Raw genomic sequence first — 18,090 nt, 5'->3', positions numbered from 1 at the left:
CCCCCCCGCCCCCCCCCCCCCCCCCCCCCCCCCCCCCCCCCCCCCCCCCCCCCCCCCCCCCCCCCCCCCCCCCCCCCCCCCCCCCCCCCCCCCCCCCCCGCCGGGGGCGTCAGAAGTCCGCGGGGACGCCGTGCTCGAGGGGGCGCAGCGCCAGGCCGCCGAGGTCCTCGGCCTGGCCCGCGTAGAGCCCGCGGCCGGCGTCGGTCAGCAGCGCGTCGTGGATGGCGAAGCCCGTGGCCGGGCGCACCGCCCGCACGAAGTCGACCATCTCCCTGCTCGCCGCCCACGGGGCGCTCAGCGGCAGCGCGAGCACGTCCACCCCGGCCGGGACCGTCGCGTAGCTGTCGCCCGGGTGGAACACGGTGGGCTCGCCCTCGGCGCGCAGCAGCAGCCCGACGTTGCCGACGCGCGGCACGTCGGGGTGGATGAGGGCGTGCTCGCCGCCGACGGCCTCCACCGTCAGGTCGCCGAGCACCAGCGACGAGCCGGCGCGCAGCGCGACCGCCTCGATGCCCGCCCCGCGCAGCGACGCGGCCGTCTCCGGCTCGGCGTGCAGGGCGGCGCCGTCGTCGGACTCGAGCAGCTGCGGCAGCTTCTCGACGTCGACGTGGTCGGGGTGCTGGTGGGTCAGCAGCACGGCGTCGAGGCCGGTCAGCTCCTCCCACCCGCTGCTGAAGGCGCCGGGGTCCAGCAGGACGCGCGCGCGGGCGGTCTCGACGAGCAGGCAGCTGTGGCCGTAGCGGGTGATGCGCACGCCCCCATGGTGGCCCGCTCGCGGGCGACGCGCACCCGACGCGCAGCCGACGCGCACCCGGCGCGCACCCGGCGCGGATATATCCGCACGGTTACGTGGCGGAAACCTGGCGTCCCTAGCGTGGAGCGCACCGCGCCCGCCGCAGCACCTGCGGCGGTGCCGGGCCCCTCCGACCGCACCCGCTGGAGCAGCCATGACAGACGTGACACGTGCCGCGGCGGACGTCGCGGCCGCGCCCGGGCACCACCTGGCCGGTGACGGCCTGGTCAAGCCCGGGTACCACCCGCGCCTGACGAACCCCGACCTGGCGCCGCTGCGCGAGAAGCGCTGGACGTCGTACAACTTCTTCGCGTTCTGGATGTCCGACGTGCACAGCGTCGGCGGGTACGTCACCGCCGGCAGCCTGTTCGCCCTGGGCCTGGCCGCCTGGCAGGTGCTCACCGCCCTCGTGGTGGGCATCGTCATCGTGTACTTCCTGTGCAACCTGGTCGCCCGGCCCAGCCAGGTCACCGGGGTGCCGTACCCGGTGGCGGCGCGCAGCGCGTTCGGCGTGCTCGGCGCGAACGTGCCGGCCGTCATCCGCGGCCTCATCGCCGTCGCCTGGTACGGCATCCAGACCTACCTGGCCTCCAAAGCCCTGGTGCTGCTGGCGCTGAAGCTCTCGCCGTCGTGGGCGCCGTACGCCGACGTCGACCAGCACGGGTTCGCGGGCCTGAGCACCCTGGGGTGGGCGGCCTACGGCACGATGTGGCTGCTGCAGGCGCTGGTGTTCTGGCGCGGCATGGAGGCCATCCGCCGCTTCATCGACTTCTGCGGCCCGGCGGTGTACGTGGTGATGTTCGCCCTCGCCGGCTACCTGGTGACCCGCGCCGGGTTCTCGAACGTCTCGCTGAACCTCGGCGGCATCGAGCACACCGGCCTGGCGGCGGTCGGCGTGATGGTGAGCGCGATCGCCCTGGTCGTCTCGTACTTCTCCGGCCCGATGCTCAACTACGGCGACTTCGCCCGCTACGGGCGCACCATGGGCGCGGTGAGGAAGGGCAACTTCCTGGGCCTGCCGGTGAACTTCCTGGTGTTCGCGGTGCTGTGCGTGGTCACCGCCTCGGCCACCGTGCCGGTGTACGGCGAGCTCATCACCGACCCGGTGGAGACCGTGTACCGCATCGACAGCGTCACCGCCGCCGTGCTCGGCTGCCTGACGTTCATCATCGCCACCATCGGCATCAACATCGTCGCGAACTTCGTCTCACCGGCGTTCGACTTCTCCCACGTCGCCCCGCAGCGCATCAGCTGGCGGGCGGGCGGGATGATCGCCGCGGTCGGCTCGGTCCTCATCACCCCGTGGAACCTGTACGGCTCCCCGGAGACCATCCACTACACGCTGGACACCCTGGGCGCGTTCATCGGCCCGCTCTACGGCGTCCTCATCGCCGACCACTACCTGGTGAAGAAGCGCGTCGTCGTCGTCGACGACCTGTACACGATGGACCCGGCGGGCACCTACCACTACGTCAAGGGCTGGAACCCGGTGGCCGTGGGCGTGACCGCGGCCGGCGCCGTCGTGGCGATGGCCGTCGTGTTCAGCGGCAGCCCCACCGCCGCGTCCTTCAGCTGGTTCATCGGCGCGGGCGTGGCGTTCGCCGGCTACCTGGCGCTGCGCAACTCCATCCCCGTGCCCGCGCCGGCGCCGGAGCGCCGGTGAGCCGCACGGGCTCTCGCGGCCCCACGGTCCTGGTGGTCAACGTCAACACCACCGAGGCCGTCACCGAGGTGATCCGGCGCAGCGCGGTCGCGGCCGCCTCGCCGGGCACCGAGGTGGTCGCCCTGACCCCGCGGTTCGGCCCGGCGTCGGTGCAGTCCAACGTCGAGAGCCACCTGTCGGCGGTGGGGGTGCTCGACCGCGTCACCACCTACGAGGGGCCCTTCGACGCGGTGGTGCACGCCGGTTTCGGCGAGACCGGCCGCGAGGCCCTGCAGGACGTGCTGGAGGTCCCGGTCGTCGACATCACGGAGGCCGCCGCGCACACCGCCTGCCTGCTCGGGCGCACCTACGGCGTCGTCACCTCCCTGGACCGCACCGCGCCCGCCATCCGCGACCGGCTCCTGCTGGCGGGGCTGGAGCGGCGCTGCTCGGGGGTGCGCAGCGTGGACCTTCCGGTGCTGGAGCTGGAGGCGGACCCGGAGCTGACGGCGAAGGCGTTCGCGCAGCAGGCCCAGCGCTGCGTGGACGAGGACGGCGCCGAGGTGGTCGTCCTCGGCTGCGCCGGGATGGCCGGGGTCCACGCGGCCGTCGCCGCGGCGCTGCCGGTGCCCGTCGTGGACGGCGTGGCCGCCGCGGTGCGCCTGGCCGAGTCGCTGGTGGCCCTGGGGCTGGGCACCTCGAAGGTGCGCAGCTACGCTCCGCCCGAACCCGGGCGGGTGCTGGGCTGGCCCCTGCGCCCCGCGCCCGGGTGAGGGGGAGGGGGCGGCGGTGGAGCGGTCCGGAGCGGGAGACGGCGCCGGCGCGCGCCCGGTGCTCGACGCGATCCGCCGCGACATCGTCGAGGGCGCGGTGCCGCCCGGCTCGGCGCTGGACGTCGACGCCCTGGCCGCCGAGCACGACGTCAGCCGCATCCCCGTGCGCGAGGCCCTCATGACGCTCGTGGGGGAGGGGCTGGTCGAGCACCGCCCCCGGCGCGGCTACACGGTCACGCAGCTGGCCGACGGCGAGCTGGCCGAGCTGTTCGGCGTGCGCGGGGCGCTGGAGCTGGCCGCGCTGGCGGTGGCGGTCGAGCGCGGCGGCGGGGAGGACGTCGCGGCCGCGGCGCTGGCCCACGAGCAGCTGGGCCGCGCCGCGGCCGAGGGCGACGAACGCGGCTACCACCGCGCCTCGCGCGCCTTCCACACCGCCCTGACCCGCCCGGCGGGGATGCCGCGGCTGCTGGCGGTGTTCGACCGCGTCTGGGACCTCACCGACCCGTACCGCCCGATGGGCGACCTCGGGGCGGCCGAGGCCGCCCACCTGCACGCCGAGCACGGCGCGATGCTGGCCGCCTTCGCCGCGCGCGACGCCGCCGCGCTGCTCCAGGCGGCCGCCGCGCACCAGGACGCGCTCGCGCGGCGGGTGCGCGCGCGGCCCTGCGCCCCGCGCGGGTCGGTGGTCCCGCCGCGCCGCCCCCGGCGGCGCACGAGCACGAGCGCGACGACGAGCACGACGACGAGCGCGACGACGAGCGCGACGACGAGCAGGACGACGAGCAGGGGGGAGGACGCGTGAGCGGAGCGGTCCCGGTGGACGGTGCGCGGCAGGAGGGCCCCGGCCCGGCGGTGGACGTGCCGGCGGTGGACCTGCCGGCGGTGGACCTGCCGGCGGTGGACCTGGTGGTGCGCGCCGGGCGGGCCGTCGTGGACGGCCGCGAGCGCGCGGTGTCGGTGGGGGTGCTCGACGGGCGCATCGCGGCCGTGGCCGCGCGCGACGCGCCCTGGGACGCGCGGCGCGAGGTGGTCCTGGCCGACGACGAGGTGCTGCTGCCGGGCCTGGTGGACACGCACGTGCACGTCAACGAGCCCGGGCGCACGCAGTGGGAGGGTTTCGCCTCGGCCACCCGCGCGGCCGCCGCGGGCGGGGTGACCACGATCCTGGACATGCCGCTCAACAGCGTCCCGGCGACCCTCGACCCGGCGGCGCTGGAGGTCAAGCGCGCCGCCGCGGCCGGGCAGTGCGCCGTGGACGTGGGGTTCTGGGGCGGGGCGGTGCCGGGCAACCTCGAGGACCTGGTGCCGCTGCTGCGGGCCGGGGCGTTCGGCGCCAAGTGCTTCCTGCTCGACTCGGGGGTGCCGGAGTTCCCGCCGCTGGACGCCGCCGGCCTGGAGGCGGCGATGGCCCGCCTGGCCGCCGTGGACGGGCTGCTGCTCGTGCACGCCGAGGACGCCGAGGCGATCGCCGCCGCGGCCGGCGCGGGCGGGCCCGTCTTCGCCGACTTCGTCGCCTCCCGCCCGCCGGCGGCGGAGGCGGCCGCGGTGCGGGCGGTGGCGCGCGCCGCGCTGCGCACCGGCGCGCGCGCGCACGTGGTGCACCTGTCCTCCGCGGCCGGCGTGGCCGAGGTCGCCGCCGCCCGGTCCGCCGGCGCGCGGCTGACCGCCGAGACGTGCCCGCACTACCTGGCCCTGGACGCCGAGCAGGTGCCCGACGGCGCCACCCCGTTCAAGTGCTGCCCGCCGATCCGCGGGCGCGCCGAGCAGGACGCGCTGTGGGAGGCGCTGCGCGACGGCACCGTCGACTGCGTGGTCTCCGACCACTCCCCGTGCACCGCGGACCTCAAGCACCTGGACACCGGCGACTTCGGCACCGCGTGGGGCGGCATCGCCTCGGTGCAGATCGGCCTGCCGGTGGTGTGGACGGCCGCGCGCTCGCGCGGCGTGCCGCTGGCGGCGGTGGTGGGGTGGATGTCCACGGCCACCGCGGACCTGGTGGGCCTGGGCGACCGGGGCCGCCTCGCGGCTGGGTGCGTGGCCGACCTGGTGGTGTTCGCCCCCGACGAGGCGTGGACCGTGCACGCGGCGGACCTGCTGCACCGCAACCCGGTCACGCCCTACGACGGGCGCGCGCTGGTGGGCGCGGTGCGCTCGACGTGGCGGCGCGGGCAGCCGGTGGACCCGGTCGGCGGCGAGGCGCGCGGGGAGCTGCTGCGCGCGCCGGTCCCGGTCAGCGCGTGCTCTCCCGCAGGACCAGCCGCGAGGTGACGGTGCTCGTCACCCCCGGGCGCGCGTCGCCCGGGTCCTGGACGCGCTGCTCGAGCAGGTCCACGACGAGCTCGGCGATGGCGTCGTTGCCCGGCTCGACGGAGGACAGCCGCGGGACCAGGAAGGCGGCCTGCTCGCCGTTGTCGAACCCGACGACCTGCACGTCGCGCGGGACGTGCAGGTCGAGGTCGGCCAGCGCGCGCAGGGCGCCCGTCGCGAGCGCGTCGGTGACGCAGAAGAGGGCGTCGAACGCGCGGCCGGCGTCGTGCAGCGCGGTGACCGCGCGGTAGCCGTCGGCCCACGAGCAGCAGCCGACCTCCACGACGAGGTCCTCGTCGACGTCCAGGCCGGCGTCGGCGTGCGCCTGGCGGTAGCCGAGGGTGCGCAGCGACGCCATGTCGTCGGTGCCCGCGCGCCGCCCCCCGACGATCGCGACGTGCCGCGAGCGGGTGCTCAGCAGGTGGCTCGTGGCCTGCCGGCTGCCGCCGACGTTGTCCATCACCACGTGGTCGAACCTGCTGGGCACCGGGCTCTCGCCCAGGAACACGACCGGCGTCTCGAACCGGAGCCTGCTCAGGTCCCTCGAACCCAGCTGCACCAGGGTGGCGATCACCCCGTCGTACCGGCGCAGCCGCCCCGGGGAGACGGCCTCCAGCTCGCGCTCGCGCACGCCCCCCGTGCGCTCCACCAGCAGGTGCCGGCCGCGGCTCCCCACGGCGGCGGACAGCCGGTCGGCCAGGTGCGCGTAGTAGGGGCTGTCGAGCTCGGGCAGCACCAGGCCGATCGCGCCGGTGCGTCCCGTGCGCAGGCTGCGGGCGGCGGCGTTGACCTGGTACCCGAGCTCGTCGACGGCGGCCAGGACGCGCGTGCGGGTCTCGGTGCCCACGCCCGGCCGCCCGTTGACGACGTTCGAGACCGTCATGGTCGAGACGCCGGCGGCCCGCGCCACGTCGACCATCCTCACCATGCCGTGATCCTCCCACCCCGGTGGCGCGCGCGCGGTGGTGCGGTCACGGCACCGCCGACCCTGGACACCTCTGCGCTCACCCCCGCGGTGCCCGCCCGCCCCCGACGGTGGACTCGCGGGCCACGATGCGGAAGGGGGCCTTGTGCAGCCGCGGCGCCCGCGGTGCCGGGGCGCCGGCCTCGATGCGCTCGACGAGCATCGCGACCGCCGTCTCGGCGATCTCCTCCCGGCCGGGGTCCACGCTGGAGAGCGAGGGAAGGGTGAAGCGGCCGTTGGCGATGTCGTCGAACCCGATGACGGCCACGTCGTCCGGCACGCGGCAGCCGGCCTCGCCCAGGGCCCGCAGGACCCCGATGCCCAGGGTGTCGTTCAGGGCCAGGACCGCGTCGAACTCCACCCCCGACGCGAGCAGCTCGCGCGTGGCGTCGGCGCCGTTCTGCGGGTGCCACGGCGCGACGGCCCGCTCGAGCCGGCCGTCCTGCGGCAGCCCGGCGGCCGCCAGCGCCTCCCGGTAGCCGCGCACCCGCAGGTCGGAGGGGCGCAGCTGGCCGGTGCGGCCGTCGGGGTGGGCGCCGACCACGGCCACGCGCCGGCGCCCCAGGGCGAGCAGGTGCTCGACGGCCGCCCGCGCACCCTCCACGTTGTGCATCGTCACGTGGTCGGTCGGGCCCCCGAAGATGCGCTCGCCCAGCAGCACGAGCGGGTACTGCACGTGGTCCAGCAGGCCGCGGTCCTCGGTCCCCAGCCGCTCGGGGCTGAAGAGCAGCCCGTCGGTCTGCCGCAGCCCGCTGGCGAGCACGGCGATCTCGTGGTCGCGGTCGGCGCCCGCCTGGCCCACGATGACGCCTAGGCCCCGGCGCTCCGCGGCGGCGATGACCGCGTCCGCCAGCTCGGCGAAGTAGGGCTGGCGCAGCTCGGGCACGGCCAGGCCGATGACCCCGGTCCGGCCCGAGCGCAGGCCGCGCGCGGACAGGTTCGGGCGGTAGCCCAGTTCGGCGATGGCCCGCTGGACGCGCGCCCGCGTCTCCGGGTGCACGTGCGGGTGGTCGTTGACCACGTTCGAGACGGTCTTGTTCGACACGCGCGCCAGGAGCGCGACATCGCGCATGGTGACTCTCACGACGGCTGCTCCGCGCTCTCGTAGCGCCGTCGACGCCCACGCGGAGCGTCCCCGGCGGGTGGTCGTGTCCCGGCTGCGCGCCGGTGCCGCCCCGGCTGAGCTGCCCCGGGGGCGCCCCGGGAACCGGCCGGCCGGAACCGGCGCCATCGTACATCGCGGACCCCGCGCGCACCCGGGTCAGCACCGGGGTCCGCACCCGCGCCGCACCCGCTTCGCGCCCTCGCCCGAGCCTCCTTGACAGGCGCGTCCACGCCGGTCGACACTGTCGCCGACCTTACGACGTAGTAATAACGCAGGTCACGGGTTTGTAACGTCATAGTGGACGAGGACCCGTGCCCGGCCCGCGGAGGGGCGAGACCACCGAGGGACCGCACGCGGTCGCCGGCGCGCGAGGACGCGGGCCGTCGAGCGGGGCAGTGACGTCCGGCACGCCGACGAGCAGGAGAGACGAAGTGGCAACGTTGCAACGGGTCGAGCCGCCACCGCGCACCGGGCGCGGGCGGCGCCCGGTCAGGGACCTGCTCTACTCCCAGCGCCTGGCGCCGTACTTCTTCATCGCACCGTTCGTCGTGACCCTCCTCGCGTTCTGGGCGTTCCCGCTGGTGCGCACCGTCGTCATGAGCACGCAGGAGGTGGTGTTCGGCGAGGCCGCCTTCGTCGGCGCCGACAACTACGAGCGGCTCTGGCGCGACCGCATCTTCTGGCAGGCGATGTTCAACAGCGCCCGCTACATGGTGCTCACCCTGGTGCTGCTGATCCCGGTGCCGCTGGTGCTCGCCGCCGTCATCAACTCCAGGATCGGCAGCGCGCGGGTGAAGAACCTGTTCAAGGCGTCGCTGTTCGTGCCGGCGCTGACGTCCGTCGTCGTCGCGGGCATCATCTTCCGGCTCATGTTCTCCGAGACCAGCACGGGCCTGATCAACCAGGTCGTCGGCCTGTTCGGCGCCGATCCGGTCCGCTGGCTGCGCACCGACACCGGCGGCCTCATCGCGCTGCTGGCCCTGGCGATGTGGCGCTACACCGGCGTCAACGTCCTGTACTTCCTGGCGGGCATGCAGTCCATCCCCGACGAGTACTACGAGGCCGCGTCCATCGACGGCGCCGGGCGGGTGCAGCAGTTCTTCAGGATCACCCTGCCGAACCTCAAGCCGACCTTCGTCTACGTCACCACCATCAGCATCTACGGCGGCCTGGCGATGTTCCTCGAGAGCTTCATGCTGTACGCCGGCAACAACTCCCCGAACAACCAGGGCCTGACCGTCGTCGGCTACCTCTACCGCCAGGGCATCGAGGAGAACGACCTCGGCTTCGCCTCCGCGGTCGGCATCGTCCTCCTCGTGGTGATCATGACCATCAACCTGACGTACCTCAAGTTCACGGGGACGTTCGCGAAGGAGGAGCGATGAGCGCGGGCATCCCCTCGCCGAGCACGGCCGTCCCGCCGGCCCCCGCGCCCCCGGGCCCGCCGGCGGTGCGCCGGCGCCCGGTCCGCGCGAAGCAGCCGCTGCCGCGGGGCCTCTTCACGGCCGTCCAGACCGGCTTCCTCGTCGTCATCGCGCTGATCGTGCTCCTGCCGCTGGCGGCGGTCTTCGTGGGGACGTTCCAGGACGGCAACCAGATCATCCGCAACGGCCTCACGTGGGACATCGAGCTGAGCGACCTGTCGCTCGACAACTACGTGATGCTGTTCACCGACTCGGGCCTGTACTTCCGCTGGTTCCTCAACTCGGTCGTCCTGACCGCGGTGCAGGTGGCCGGGACGCTGCTGGTCAGCGCGTTCGTCGCCTACGGCTTCGCGATGTACGACTTCAGGGGCAAGAACTTCTGGTTCATCACCGTCCTGCTGCTCATGACGGTGCCCTTCGAGATCATGATGCTGCCGCTGTACGTCATGGTGAACGACGTCGGCCTCGCGGACTCCTACTCGGTGGTCGTCTTCCCGTTCCTCGCGGCCTCGGTGACCATCTTCTTCTTCCGGCAGTACTTCCTGGGCATCCCCAAGGAGCTGCTCGAGGCCGGCCGGGTCGACGGCGTCACCGAGTTCGGCATCTTCTTCAAGATCGTGCTGCCCGTGGCGAAGCCGGCGCTGGCCGCCATGGCCATCCTCAACGGCATGGTCATCTGGAACAACTTCCTGTGGCCGCTGCTCGTGCTGCGCTCGGCGGAGAAGTTCACGCTGCCGATCGGCCTCAACACGCTGCTCACCCCGTACGGCAACAACTACGAGCTGCTCATCATCGGTTCCTTCTTCTCCCTGCTGCCCGTCCTGGTCCTGTTCGTGCTCTTCCAGCGGTTCTTCATCGCGGGCATGACGGCCGGGGCGCTCAAGGGCTGACCGACCTCCGCACGAGCAACGAAAGGCACACCATGATCGGCAGAAGGAAGTTCACCGCCCTGGCCACCGCGGGCGTCGCGAGCGCGCTCGTGCTGCCCGCGTGCAGCGGCGACTCGGAGGAGGCCGGCACCACCACCGAGGGTGGTGCGGTGCCCCTGAACATGTGGGTGTTCGCCGAGCTGCACGGCACCTACTACGAGCAGATGGCCGAGGCGTGGAACGAGCAGAACCCGGACCGCCCCGTCGAGCTGTCGGTCACCGTGTACCCCTACGACGACATGCACAACAAGCTGCAGCTCGCCGCCAACTCCGGCTCCGGGCTGCCCGACGTGGTCGACATCGAGGTCAGCAAGTTCTCCAACTTCGTCACGGAGGACGGCCGGACGCCGCTCATGGACCTCACCGAGGCCGCGGAGCCGTACGCGGACGACATCGTCCAGGCGCAGCTGGACCTGTACAGCCGCGACGGCTCGCTCTACGGCTTCACGACGCACGTCGGCGCGTTCGTGACCTTCTACAACGCCGCCCTGCTCGAGGCGGCGGGCATCGACTACACGACCATCCGGACGTGGGACGACTTCCAGGCCGCCGGCACGGCGTACAACCGGGCGACGGGCAAGGCGTTCGGCGTGGCCAGCACGGGCGTCAACATGGTCGAGCCGCTGCTCGTCGCCCAGCACGGCGGCAACTTCTTCGACGAGGACGGCGGTGTCGCGGTCAACAGCCCCGAGGTCGTCCAGGCCCTGGAGCTCGAGAAGCGGATGCAGGAGGCGGGTGCGATCTCCACGATCCCCGGCGGCAGCCCCGACGCGGAGGAGGCGTACGGCGCCATCAACCGGGGCGACTACGCGGCGATCGTGTACCCGGCCTGGTACACCTCCCGCTTCGTCGACTACATGCCCGACCTCGCCGGTGCCATCGCGATCGCACCCGCCCCCGTGCTCGAGGGCGGCGAGGTCGCCACGATCGGCGGCGGCGGCACCGGTACCGCCGTCATCGACTCCTCCCCGAACAAGGACTTCGCGGCGGAGTGGCTCGCCTTCGCCAAGCTCTCGCCCGAGGCGAACGTCGCGGTGTGGGAGGTCCTCGGCTTCGACCCGGCCAACATGTCGGTCTGGGAGGACGAGGCGGTCACGAAGAACCCGGAGAACAAGTTCAACAAGTACTTCCGGACCAACCTGTTCGACACGCTCAACGAGGTCAAGGACGAGATCGGCCACTTCGACGCGTTCACCAACCCGAACCTGCCCGCGGTCGACAACATCTTCACCACCGTCACCTGGACCGAGATCTTCGAGAACGACGTGCCGCCCCAGGACGCCCTCGACCAGGCGCAGGCCGACCTGGAGAACCAGATCGGCGCCTAGGCACCGCCCGTCCCCGGGTGCCGGCGGCTGCCGGCGCCCGGGGCGCCCCACCCCTCGACACCCTCCCCGCGGTCGCGACCCCACCCGGCCGAGCAGGCCCAGCACACCCCCAGGAGCAGTTGATGCAGAGCGGCAAGCTGTCGATCGACCCCGCGTTCGTCGTGGCACCGGTGAACCGCCGGGTGTTCGGGTCGTTCGTCGAGCACATGGGTCGCTGCGTGTACGGCGGGATCTTCGAGCCGGACCACCCGGCCTCGGACGACGACGGCTTCCGCACCGACGTGCTGGCGCTGGTGCGCGAGCAGGGCGTGACCGCCGTGCGCTACCCGGGCGGCAACTTCGTCTCCGGGTACCGCTGGGAGGACGGCGTCGGCCCGGTCGAGAGCCGGCCGACCCGCCTGGACCCCGCCTGGCGCACGATCGAGAGCAACGCGTTCGGGCTGAACGAGTTCGTGAAGTGGACGCGCAAGGCCGACGTCGAGCCCATCATGGCGATGAACCTGGGCACCCGCGGCCTGCAGGAGGCCATCGACCTGCTGGAGTACGCCAACCACCCGCAGGGCACCGCGCTGTCCGACGCGCGCATCGAGCACGGCGCCAAGGAGCCGCACGGCGTGCGCATGTGGTGCCTGGGCAACGAGATGGACGGTCCCTGGCAGCTCGGGCACAAGACCGCCGAGGAGTACGGGCGCCTCGCGGCCGAGACGGCCCGCGCGATGCGCCAGTTCGACGCGGACCTGGAGCTCGTCGCGTGCGGGTCGTCGGGACGCTCGATGCCGACGTTCGGCGCCTGGGAGGCGACCGTCCTGGAGCACGCGTACGACGTCGTGGACTACGTCTCCGCGCACGCCTACTACCAGCTCGAGGGCGACGACGTCGCGGGCTTCCTGGCCTCCTCGGTCGACATGGACCGCTTCATCCGCGAGGTCGTCGCCACGGCCGACCACGTGGGGGCGAAGCTGTCCTCGTCGAAGAGGATCGACATCGCGTTCGACGAGTGGAACGTCTGGTACGTGCGCGAGCTGCAGAGCAGCGGGATGCCGGAGGACTGGACCCCCGCCCCCCGGCTGAGCGAGGACGCCTACACGGCGCTGGACGCCGTCGTCGTGGGCTCGCTGCTCATCACCCTGCTGCGGCACAGCGACCGCGTGACGGCCGCCTGCCAGGCGCAGCTGGTCAACACGATCAGCGCGATCCGCTGCGAGCCCGGCGGGCCGGCGTGGCGCCAGACGATCTTCCACCCCTTCGCGCTCACCGCCCGGCACGCGCAGGGCCAGGTGCTCGACCTGCGCGTCGACGCGCCCACCCTGACCACCGCGAAGCACGGCGAGGCGCGCGTCCTGGACGCCGTCGCCACCGTCGACCCCGACGAGGGCCGGCTGGCGGTGTTCGTCGTCAACCGGCACCCCACCGAGCCGATCGCGTTCTCGACGGACCTGCGCGGCTTCGGCGAGGTGTCGCTGGCGCAGACGCACCTGATCGGCGGCGACGACCTGTTCGCGGTGAACACCGCGGACGCACCCGACCGCGTCACCCCCCGCCCGCACGAGGACGCCACCATCGACGGCACGACGCTGCGCGCGCAGCTGCCGCCGGCGTCCTGGAGCCTGTTCGTGCTGCAGGTCCCCCGCTGAGGCGACCCGGCGCCCGGCGGGCCCGGCCGCTCAGCGGCGGCCGAGCCCGCGGGCGCCGGCCTCGAGCGGGCCCGCGGTGAGGTTCACGACCCGCCGCGGTGGCTGCGGGGCGTCCAGGAACAGCACCGAGGACGCCCCCGCCGGGCCGGCCGCGGGGGTGTCCGTCCCGCGCCGGGCGGGGCGCTGGCGCGACCCGTGGTAGGTGCGCACCCCGGCGGCCACCGCCAGCACCCCGGCGGCGTCGCACACCGCGTCGGTGCTCAGGCCCGTGGCCTCGGCCACCCGCTCGGCGGGCAGCGCACCGCGGTGGGTGCGGTACCAGGCCCGCAGGTGCTCCAGGACGGCTCGTTCTTCAGCGCTGAGGTGGGGCACGGCTACCTCCGGCGTCGCGCGGGAGCTTGAGGACCCAAGCATCGCACGGCGCGGCGCCGCCGGCGTCAGCTCACCCGACGTCGACCGTCCACGGGGACGCCTCCCGCTCCCGCTGCTCCGTCCCCGCCCCGGGCTCGACGGCCAGCTCGGCCCAGACCGTCTTGCCGTCGCCCTCCACCGACACGCCCCAGTCGTCGGCCACGGCCTCGACGATGCCCAGGCCCCGGCCGCCCAGGGCGTCGGCGCCGGCGTGGCGCTGGCGCGGGTGGCGCGTGGAGCGGTCCTGCACGCTCAGGGTCAGCCGGCGCGCGGCGCGGTCGTAGCGCAGCTGCACGGCGGCGGCGGACTCGGTGTGCACCACGGCGTTGGTGACCAGCTCGCTGAGCACGAGCTCGGCCTCGTCGAGCAGGTCGCCGGCCCCCCACGCGGTCAGGGCGGTGCGCAGGAACCACCGCGCCTGCGCCACCGCGCGCGCGTCCGCGGTCAGGGGCAGCGCGGCCTCCTCCAGCTGCACGGCGGGCCCGCGGTACTCCAGCACCAGCAGGGCCGCGTCGTCGTCCAGGCGGTGCGGGATGCTCGTGGCGATGCGGTCGGCCAGCTCCTCGCAGCCCATCCCCGGGTCGGCCGCCAGGCCCTCGGAGACGCTGCGGCGCAACGCCTCCTCCCCGGCGTCCAGCTGCGTCGCGCGCGACTCGACCACGCCGTCGGTGTAGAGCACCACGCGGCTGCGCCCGCGCAGGCGGTGCGAGGAGGCCGGGAAGACGGCCTCGGGGTCCACGCCCAGCGGCGGGCCCGGCTCCACGTCCAGCTCCCGCAGGCCGCGCTCGTCGGCCACCAGGGGCGCCGGGTGCCCGGCGGTGGCGACCGTCACCGCGCCGGAGCCCTGCTCCAGCCGCACCAGGCAGCAGGTGGCGAACAGCTCCTCGGCCTGGTCCACGAGCAGGCGGTTGGTGCGCTCCAGCGCCTCCGCCGGCCCGTGCCCCTCGCTGACGTAGGCGCGCACGGCGGTGCGCAGCTGGCCCATGAGCCCGGCCGCCGTGGTGCTGTGGCCCTGCACGTCGCCGATGACGAAGACCACCCCGTCGTCCAGGGCCACCGCGTCGTACCAGTCGCCGCCGACCTCGGCGCCGACCACGGCCGGCTGGTAGCGCACGGCGACCGAGACGCGCTCCAGGGAGGGCAGGCGCCGCGGCAGCAGCCCGCGCTGCAGGGTGCGCGCGAGCTCGGTGAGCGCGCCGACGGAGGCGGCGAGGTCCTCGCGGGCGGCGCGCTCGGCGTCGAGGAGCTGCGCGCGCTCCAGCGCCAGCGCGGTCTGCGCGGCGACGCTGGAGAACAGCTCGACCTCGTCGTGGTGCGGCTCGGGGTCGACCCAGTTGACGTTCAGCGCCCCCAGCGAGCGCCCGCTGCGGTCGAGCATCGGCACGACGACGCTGGAGCGCACCACGCCGGGGTCCACCCCGCGCAGGTTCTCGTAGCGCTGCGCCTGCTCGACGGTGAAGAGCACCGGCCGCCCGGTGCGCACGGCCTCGGCCACCGGGTCGTCGGCGTGCAGGGGCACCACGCCCAGCCCGGCGAGGTGGGCCGGCAGCGGGGGGTGGCTGTGGGCGGCGAGCACCCGGTGCACCGGGTCGGTCAGGTACAGGGCGGCGGCGGTGCAGCCGGTCACCTCGGTGACGGCGCGCGGCACGGCGGCGGCGATGTCGGCGGTGGTGGCGCTCGTGGACAGCAGCGCGGTGATGGACTGCAGCAGCGCGGTGCGCGCGGCGGCCCTCTCCGCGGCCGCCTCGCGCTCCTCGGCCAGCCGGCGCGCGGCGCGCTGCTCGCCCAGCAGCAGCGCGTTGTCGACGGCGATGGCGGCGCCGCGGGCGGCGGCCACCGCCACCGCCTCGGCCTCCTCGTCGAAGCGGCCGGGCTCGCCGTGGCCCAGGAGCAGGGCGCCGAGCACGCGCCCGTCGGTGGAGGTCACCGGCACGGCCAGGTAGCTGCGCACCGGCACGTGCCCGGCCGGCAGCCCGCCGCCCGCCGCGCCGTGGGCACCGCCGCCCGCGCCGTGGGCACCGCCGCCCGTGCGGCCGCGGCCGAAGCGGGGGTCGGCGAGCACGTCGTCGATGCGCACCGGCGCCCGGCCCTCGAAGGTGGGGGCGAACAGCGGGGTGCTGCGCACGGGGGCGTCGGCGGGGAACGCGTCGGCCGCCGCGCCGGCGACGGTCAGCAGGTCCAGGCGCTCGCCGTGCTCGTCGCGGTCGTGGTAGAAGAACGCGCCGTAGGCGGCGCCGGTGACCTCGGTGGCGGCCTCGGTGGCGTCGTGCAGGATCGCGCGCAGGTCCTGGCCGTGCCGCAGCGACAGGGTGGTGACCTCGAGCAGCGTCTGGTGCTCCCGCCGGCGGTCGATCACACTCACAGCATAGGTGCGCTCACTGAGAGTAGGTGCCTCAGCGCTCGGCGAGGCGTTCCGAGCGCGGCGGCGCGGTGGAGGAGCGCACCACCAGCACGGTGGCCAGCTCCACCCGCGGGTGCGGCACCTCGCGGCCGTCGGCCAGGTCCAGCAGGGTGCGCGCCGCGGTGGCGCCCATCTCCGCCAGCGGCTGGCGCACCGTGGTCAGCGGCGGCGAGGCCCACGTGGCCATGTCCAGGTCGTCGAAGCCGACGACGCTGAGGTCCTCCGGCACCCGCAGCCCCCGGCGGCGCACCGCCTCGTACACGCCCAGGGCCATCTGGTCGCTGGCGGCGAACACCGCCGTCGGCGGGTCGTCGAGGTCCAGCAGCGCCTGGCCCTCGCGCAGCCCCGACGCCTGGCGGAAGTCGCCCTCGCGCACCAGGTCCGGGTCCACCTGCAGGCCGGCGGACTCCAGCCCGGCGCGGTAGCCGTCCAGGCGCGCCCGGCTGCACAGCAGGCGCGACGGGCCGCCCACGTGCGCGATGCGCCGGTGGCCCTGCTCCACGAGGTGCGTGGTGGCGGTCATGCCGCCGGCCCAGTTCGTCGCCCCGACGCTGGGCACGTCCAGCGGCGGCAGGCCCGAGGGGTCCACCACGACCATCGGCACGGAGCTGTCGCGCAGCGCCGGGCCGAGGTCGTGCTGCAGGTCCGGGGTCACGAGCAGCACGCCGTCGCTGGCGCGCCGGTGCAGGTTCTGCAGCCACGCCTGCGCCGAGGAGCTGCGCCCGTGCACGGCCGAGACGACCGTGCCGGCGCCGGCGGCGTGGGCGACCTCCTCCACCCCGCGGATGATCTCCACGGCCCAGGGGGAGTCGAGGTCGTCGAAGACGAGGTCGATCAGGAAGGCCCGCGAGCGCCGCGGGCCGCGCTGCACGCGGTACCCGTGCCGGCGCAGCAGCGCCTCCACCTTCTCCCGCGTCGCCGCGGACACGTCGTCGCGCCCGTTGACGACGCGGGAGACGGTGGGCACCGACACGCCCGCTTCGCGGGCGATGTCGGTGATCGTCACCTGACGCGTGCTCGGGGCGGCCACCCCTCGAACGGTAGTCGCGTCCGCGGCCGCCCGGAGCACGGCGCGCTCAGCGCCAGCCGCGGCCGCTGCCGCGCGCCTCGCGCAGGGTGTCCTGCAGCGCGGAGTAGGCGGGCTTGCGCTCGTAGTCGCCCGTCATGACGGTGGCCGAGCCCTGGCCCTCGAAGAACACCGGCACCCAGGAGTACTTGTCGGTGAAGCCCCAGATGGTGAAGGACTTGCAGGTCTTCACGCCCAGGCACGCCTCGAGGGCCTGCTGGTAGTAGTCGGCCTGCTGGGCCTCCTGGGCCGGGGTCGGCTCCGTCTGGCCGTCCTCGAACGTGATGCGCACGTCGAGCTCGGTGATCGCGGTCTCCAGGCCGAGGTCCGCGAAGCGCTGCAGGTTCTGCTTCAGGTCGGTCGGGAAGCCGTAGTCCGTGCTCAGGTGGCTCTGGGGGGCGAAGCCGTCCACCGGCACGCCCTGGGCCTTGAGCTCCTTGATGAGCTCGTAGTAGGCGTCGCTCTTGGGGTTGATGCTCTCCACGCCGTAGTCGTTGAAGAACAGCTTCGCCTCGGGGTCGGCCTCGTGCGCCCAGCGGAACGCCTTGGCGATGATGCCCTCGCCCAGGCGGCGGATCCAGAGGTTCTCCTCGGTGCGCAGCTCGCCGGTCTCGAGGAAGATCTCGTTGGCGACGTCCCACTGCTGGATCTGGCCCTTGTAGCGGCCGACGACCGTCTGGATGTGCTCCTTGAGGATGCCCTCCAGCTCCGCGTCGCTCAGCGTGGGCTCGGCGTCGATGAGCCACTGCGGGTTCTGGCTGTGCCACAGCAGGGTGTGCCCGCGCACGACCTGCTTGTTCTCCTTGGCGTAGCGGACGATCGCGTCGGCCGGGTAGAAGTTGTAGAAGTCGCGGCTGGGGTGGATGTACTCCCACTTCATCTGGTTCTCGGCCGACAGCGAGCTGAACTCGCGGGCCATGACCTCGCGGTACTCCACGTCGTACGCGAACGGGTCCGCGTAGTCCTGCTCCTCGTGGTGGCCGCCGCCGGCGACCGCGGTGCCGATCTTGAAGTCGCGCGGGGCGGAGCCGCGCAGGGTGTCGGCGCCGGGGCCGTGGCCGTGGCCGGGGCGGCGGTGCTCGGCGACGCTGCCGCCGCCGGTGGCGGCGCGGTCGGTCGAGGGGCCCTGCGCGACGGCGGGGGCGGCGAGCGTGGCCAGGCTGAGCGGGAGCGCCACCAGGACGGCGGCAGCGCGGCCGAAGCGGCGGGTGGTGCGGGGGGCGCGTGCAGGACGCATGTCTCTCCTCGGCTTCGTCGCCAGGGTTCCGGAAAGGTACCGGAAAGCGGTGACCCGGAGCGTAGGGACGCGCACA

15 protein-coding genes are annotated in these 18,090 nt (G+C 74.3%); 8 read left to right on the top strand and 7 right to left on the bottom strand.

Translation table 11 applies throughout. From position 1 onward, the window contains the following. Positions 1 to 109: 109 nt before the first annotated feature. Positions 110 to 754, bottom strand: coding sequence for an MBL fold metallo-hydrolase (locus ACRYMN_RS16310; RefSeq protein WP_432497269.1), 645 nt, complete (start codon positions 752 to 754; stop codon positions 110 to 112). Between the two features lie 193 nt (positions 755 to 947). Between ACRYMN_RS16310 and ACRYMN_RS16305 the strand changes: the two genes are divergently transcribed. The 4 genes from ACRYMN_RS16305 (at position 948) to allB (ending at position 5,476) form a co-directional block, all read left to right on the top strand. Then, the gene (locus ACRYMN_RS16305; protein WP_432497267.1) at positions 948 to 2,456 is read left to right on the top strand and encodes an NCS1 family nucleobase:cation symporter-1; all 1,509 of its coding nucleotides are present in this window, start codon (positions 948 to 950) and stop codon (positions 2,454 to 2,456) included. Next, positions 2,453 to 3,208, top strand: coding sequence for an aspartate/glutamate racemase family protein (locus ACRYMN_RS16300; RefSeq protein ID WP_432497265.1), 756 nt, complete (start codon positions 2,453 to 2,455; stop codon positions 3,206 to 3,208). The genes ACRYMN_RS16305 and ACRYMN_RS16300 overlap by 4 nt, the downstream gene beginning before the upstream one ends. Before the next feature lie 16 nt (positions 3,209 to 3,224). Beyond that, positions 3,225 to 4,010, top strand: coding sequence for a GntR family transcriptional regulator (locus tag ACRYMN_RS16295; RefSeq protein ID WP_432497263.1), 786 nt, complete (start codon positions 3,225 to 3,227; stop codon positions 4,008 to 4,010). A 95-nt stretch (positions 4,011 to 4,105) separates the two neighbouring features. After that, a complete protein-coding gene (gene allB / locus ACRYMN_RS16290; protein WP_432497280.1) occupies positions 4,106 to 5,476 on the top strand; it encodes an allantoinase AllB in 1,371 nt (456 codons plus the stop codon). On the opposite strand, the gene ACRYMN_RS16285 is transcribed toward allB, so the two are convergent. After that, a complete protein-coding gene (locus ACRYMN_RS16285; RefSeq protein WP_432497261.1) occupies positions 5,439 to 6,443 on the bottom strand; it encodes a LacI family DNA-binding transcriptional regulator in 1,005 nt (334 codons plus the stop codon). The genes allB and ACRYMN_RS16285 overlap by 38 nt on opposite strands. 76 nt (positions 6,444 to 6,519) lie before the next feature. Next, positions 6,520 to 7,563, bottom strand: coding sequence for a LacI family DNA-binding transcriptional regulator (locus tag ACRYMN_RS16280; protein ID WP_432497259.1), 1,044 nt, complete (start codon positions 7,561 to 7,563; stop codon positions 6,520 to 6,522). A gap of 461 nt (positions 7,564 to 8,024) precedes the next feature. On the opposite strand from ACRYMN_RS16280, the gene ACRYMN_RS16275 reads away from it, so the two are divergent. The 4 genes from ACRYMN_RS16275 to arfA all read left to right on the top strand — a co-directional run bounded on the left by ACRYMN_RS16275 (position 8,025) and on the right by arfA (position 12,899). Further along, the gene (locus ACRYMN_RS16275; protein ID WP_432497277.1) at positions 8,025 to 8,969 is read left to right on the top strand and encodes a carbohydrate ABC transporter permease; all 945 of its coding nucleotides are present in this window, start codon (positions 8,025 to 8,027) and stop codon (positions 8,967 to 8,969) included. Further along, positions 8,966 to 9,898, top strand: a complete 933-nt coding sequence (locus ACRYMN_RS16270) for a carbohydrate ABC transporter permease (protein ID WP_432497256.1) — start codon at positions 8,966 to 8,968, stop codon at positions 9,896 to 9,898. Before ACRYMN_RS16275 ends, ACRYMN_RS16270 begins: the two co-directional genes overlap by 4 nt. A 32-nt stretch (positions 9,899 to 9,930) precedes the next feature. Then, positions 9,931 to 11,265, top strand: coding sequence for an ABC transporter substrate-binding protein (locus ACRYMN_RS16265; protein ID WP_432497253.1), 1,335 nt, complete (start codon positions 9,931 to 9,933; stop codon positions 11,263 to 11,265). 122 nt (positions 11,266 to 11,387) lie between these two features. Beyond that, a complete protein-coding gene (gene arfA, locus ACRYMN_RS16260; RefSeq protein ID WP_432497251.1) occupies positions 11,388 to 12,899 on the top strand; it encodes an arabinosylfuranosidase ArfA in 1,512 nt (503 codons plus the stop codon). A 30-nt stretch (positions 12,900 to 12,929) separates the two neighbouring features. On the opposite strand, the gene ACRYMN_RS16255 is transcribed toward arfA, so the two are convergent. From ACRYMN_RS16255 to ACRYMN_RS16240, 4 genes are all read right to left on the bottom strand, one after another. Then, positions 12,930 to 13,271, bottom strand: coding sequence for a hypothetical protein (locus ACRYMN_RS16255; RefSeq protein WP_432497248.1), 342 nt, complete (start codon positions 13,269 to 13,271; stop codon positions 12,930 to 12,932). 70 nt (positions 13,272 to 13,341) lie between these two features. Beyond that, complete coding sequence (locus tag ACRYMN_RS16250) at positions 13,342 to 15,666, bottom strand: SpoIIE family protein phosphatase (RefSeq protein WP_432497245.1); 2,325 nt, start codon at positions 15,664 to 15,666, stop codon at positions 13,342 to 13,344. A gap of 37 nt (positions 15,667 to 15,703) precedes the next feature. Next, positions 15,704 to 16,741 (bottom strand): LacI family DNA-binding transcriptional regulator, encoded by a 1,038-nt coding sequence (locus ACRYMN_RS16245; RefSeq protein WP_432497242.1) that lies wholly within the window; start codon positions 16,739 to 16,741, stop codon positions 15,704 to 15,706. 46 nt (positions 16,742 to 16,787) lie between these two features. After that, the gene (locus tag ACRYMN_RS16240; RefSeq protein WP_432497240.1) at positions 16,788 to 18,014 is read right to left on the bottom strand and encodes an endo-1,4-beta-xylanase; all 1,227 of its coding nucleotides are present in this window, start codon (positions 18,012 to 18,014) and stop codon (positions 16,788 to 16,790) included. Between the last annotated feature and the right edge of the window lie 76 nt (positions 18,015 to 18,090).

Source organism: Kineococcus gypseus (genome assembly GCF_050871305.1).
Classification (GTDB): Bacteria; Actinomycetota; Actinomycetes; order Actinomycetales; family Kineococcaceae; genus Kineococcus; species Kineococcus gypseus.
Note: the sequence above shows the minus strand (reverse complement) of the source record. Positions and strands in the feature narration are given on the sequence as shown.

Bases quoted from the DNA above. Each gene is read 5' to 3' on its own strand.
- ACRYMN_RS16305 (WP_432497267.1), top strand. From the start codon at position 948: ATGACAGACGTGACACGTGCCGCGGCGGACGTCGCGGCCGCGCCCGGG.
- ACRYMN_RS16285 (WP_432497261.1), bottom strand. From the start codon at position 6,443: ATGGTGAGGATGGTCGACGTGGCGCGGGCCGCCGGCGTCTCGACCATG.
- ACRYMN_RS16270 (WP_432497256.1), top strand. From the start codon at position 8,966: ATGAGCGCGGGCATCCCCTCGCCGAGCACGGCCGTCCCGCCGGCCCCC.
- ACRYMN_RS16265 (WP_432497253.1), top strand. From the start codon at position 9,931: ATGATCGGCAGAAGGAAGTTCACCGCCCTGGCCACCGCGGGCGTCGCG.
- arfA (WP_432497251.1), top strand. From the start codon at position 11,388: ATGCAGAGCGGCAAGCTGTCGATCGACCCCGCGTTCGTCGTGGCACCG.
- ACRYMN_RS16240 (WP_432497240.1), bottom strand. From the start codon at position 18,014: ATGCGTCCTGCACGCGCCCCCCGCACCACCCGCCGCTTCGGCCGCGCT.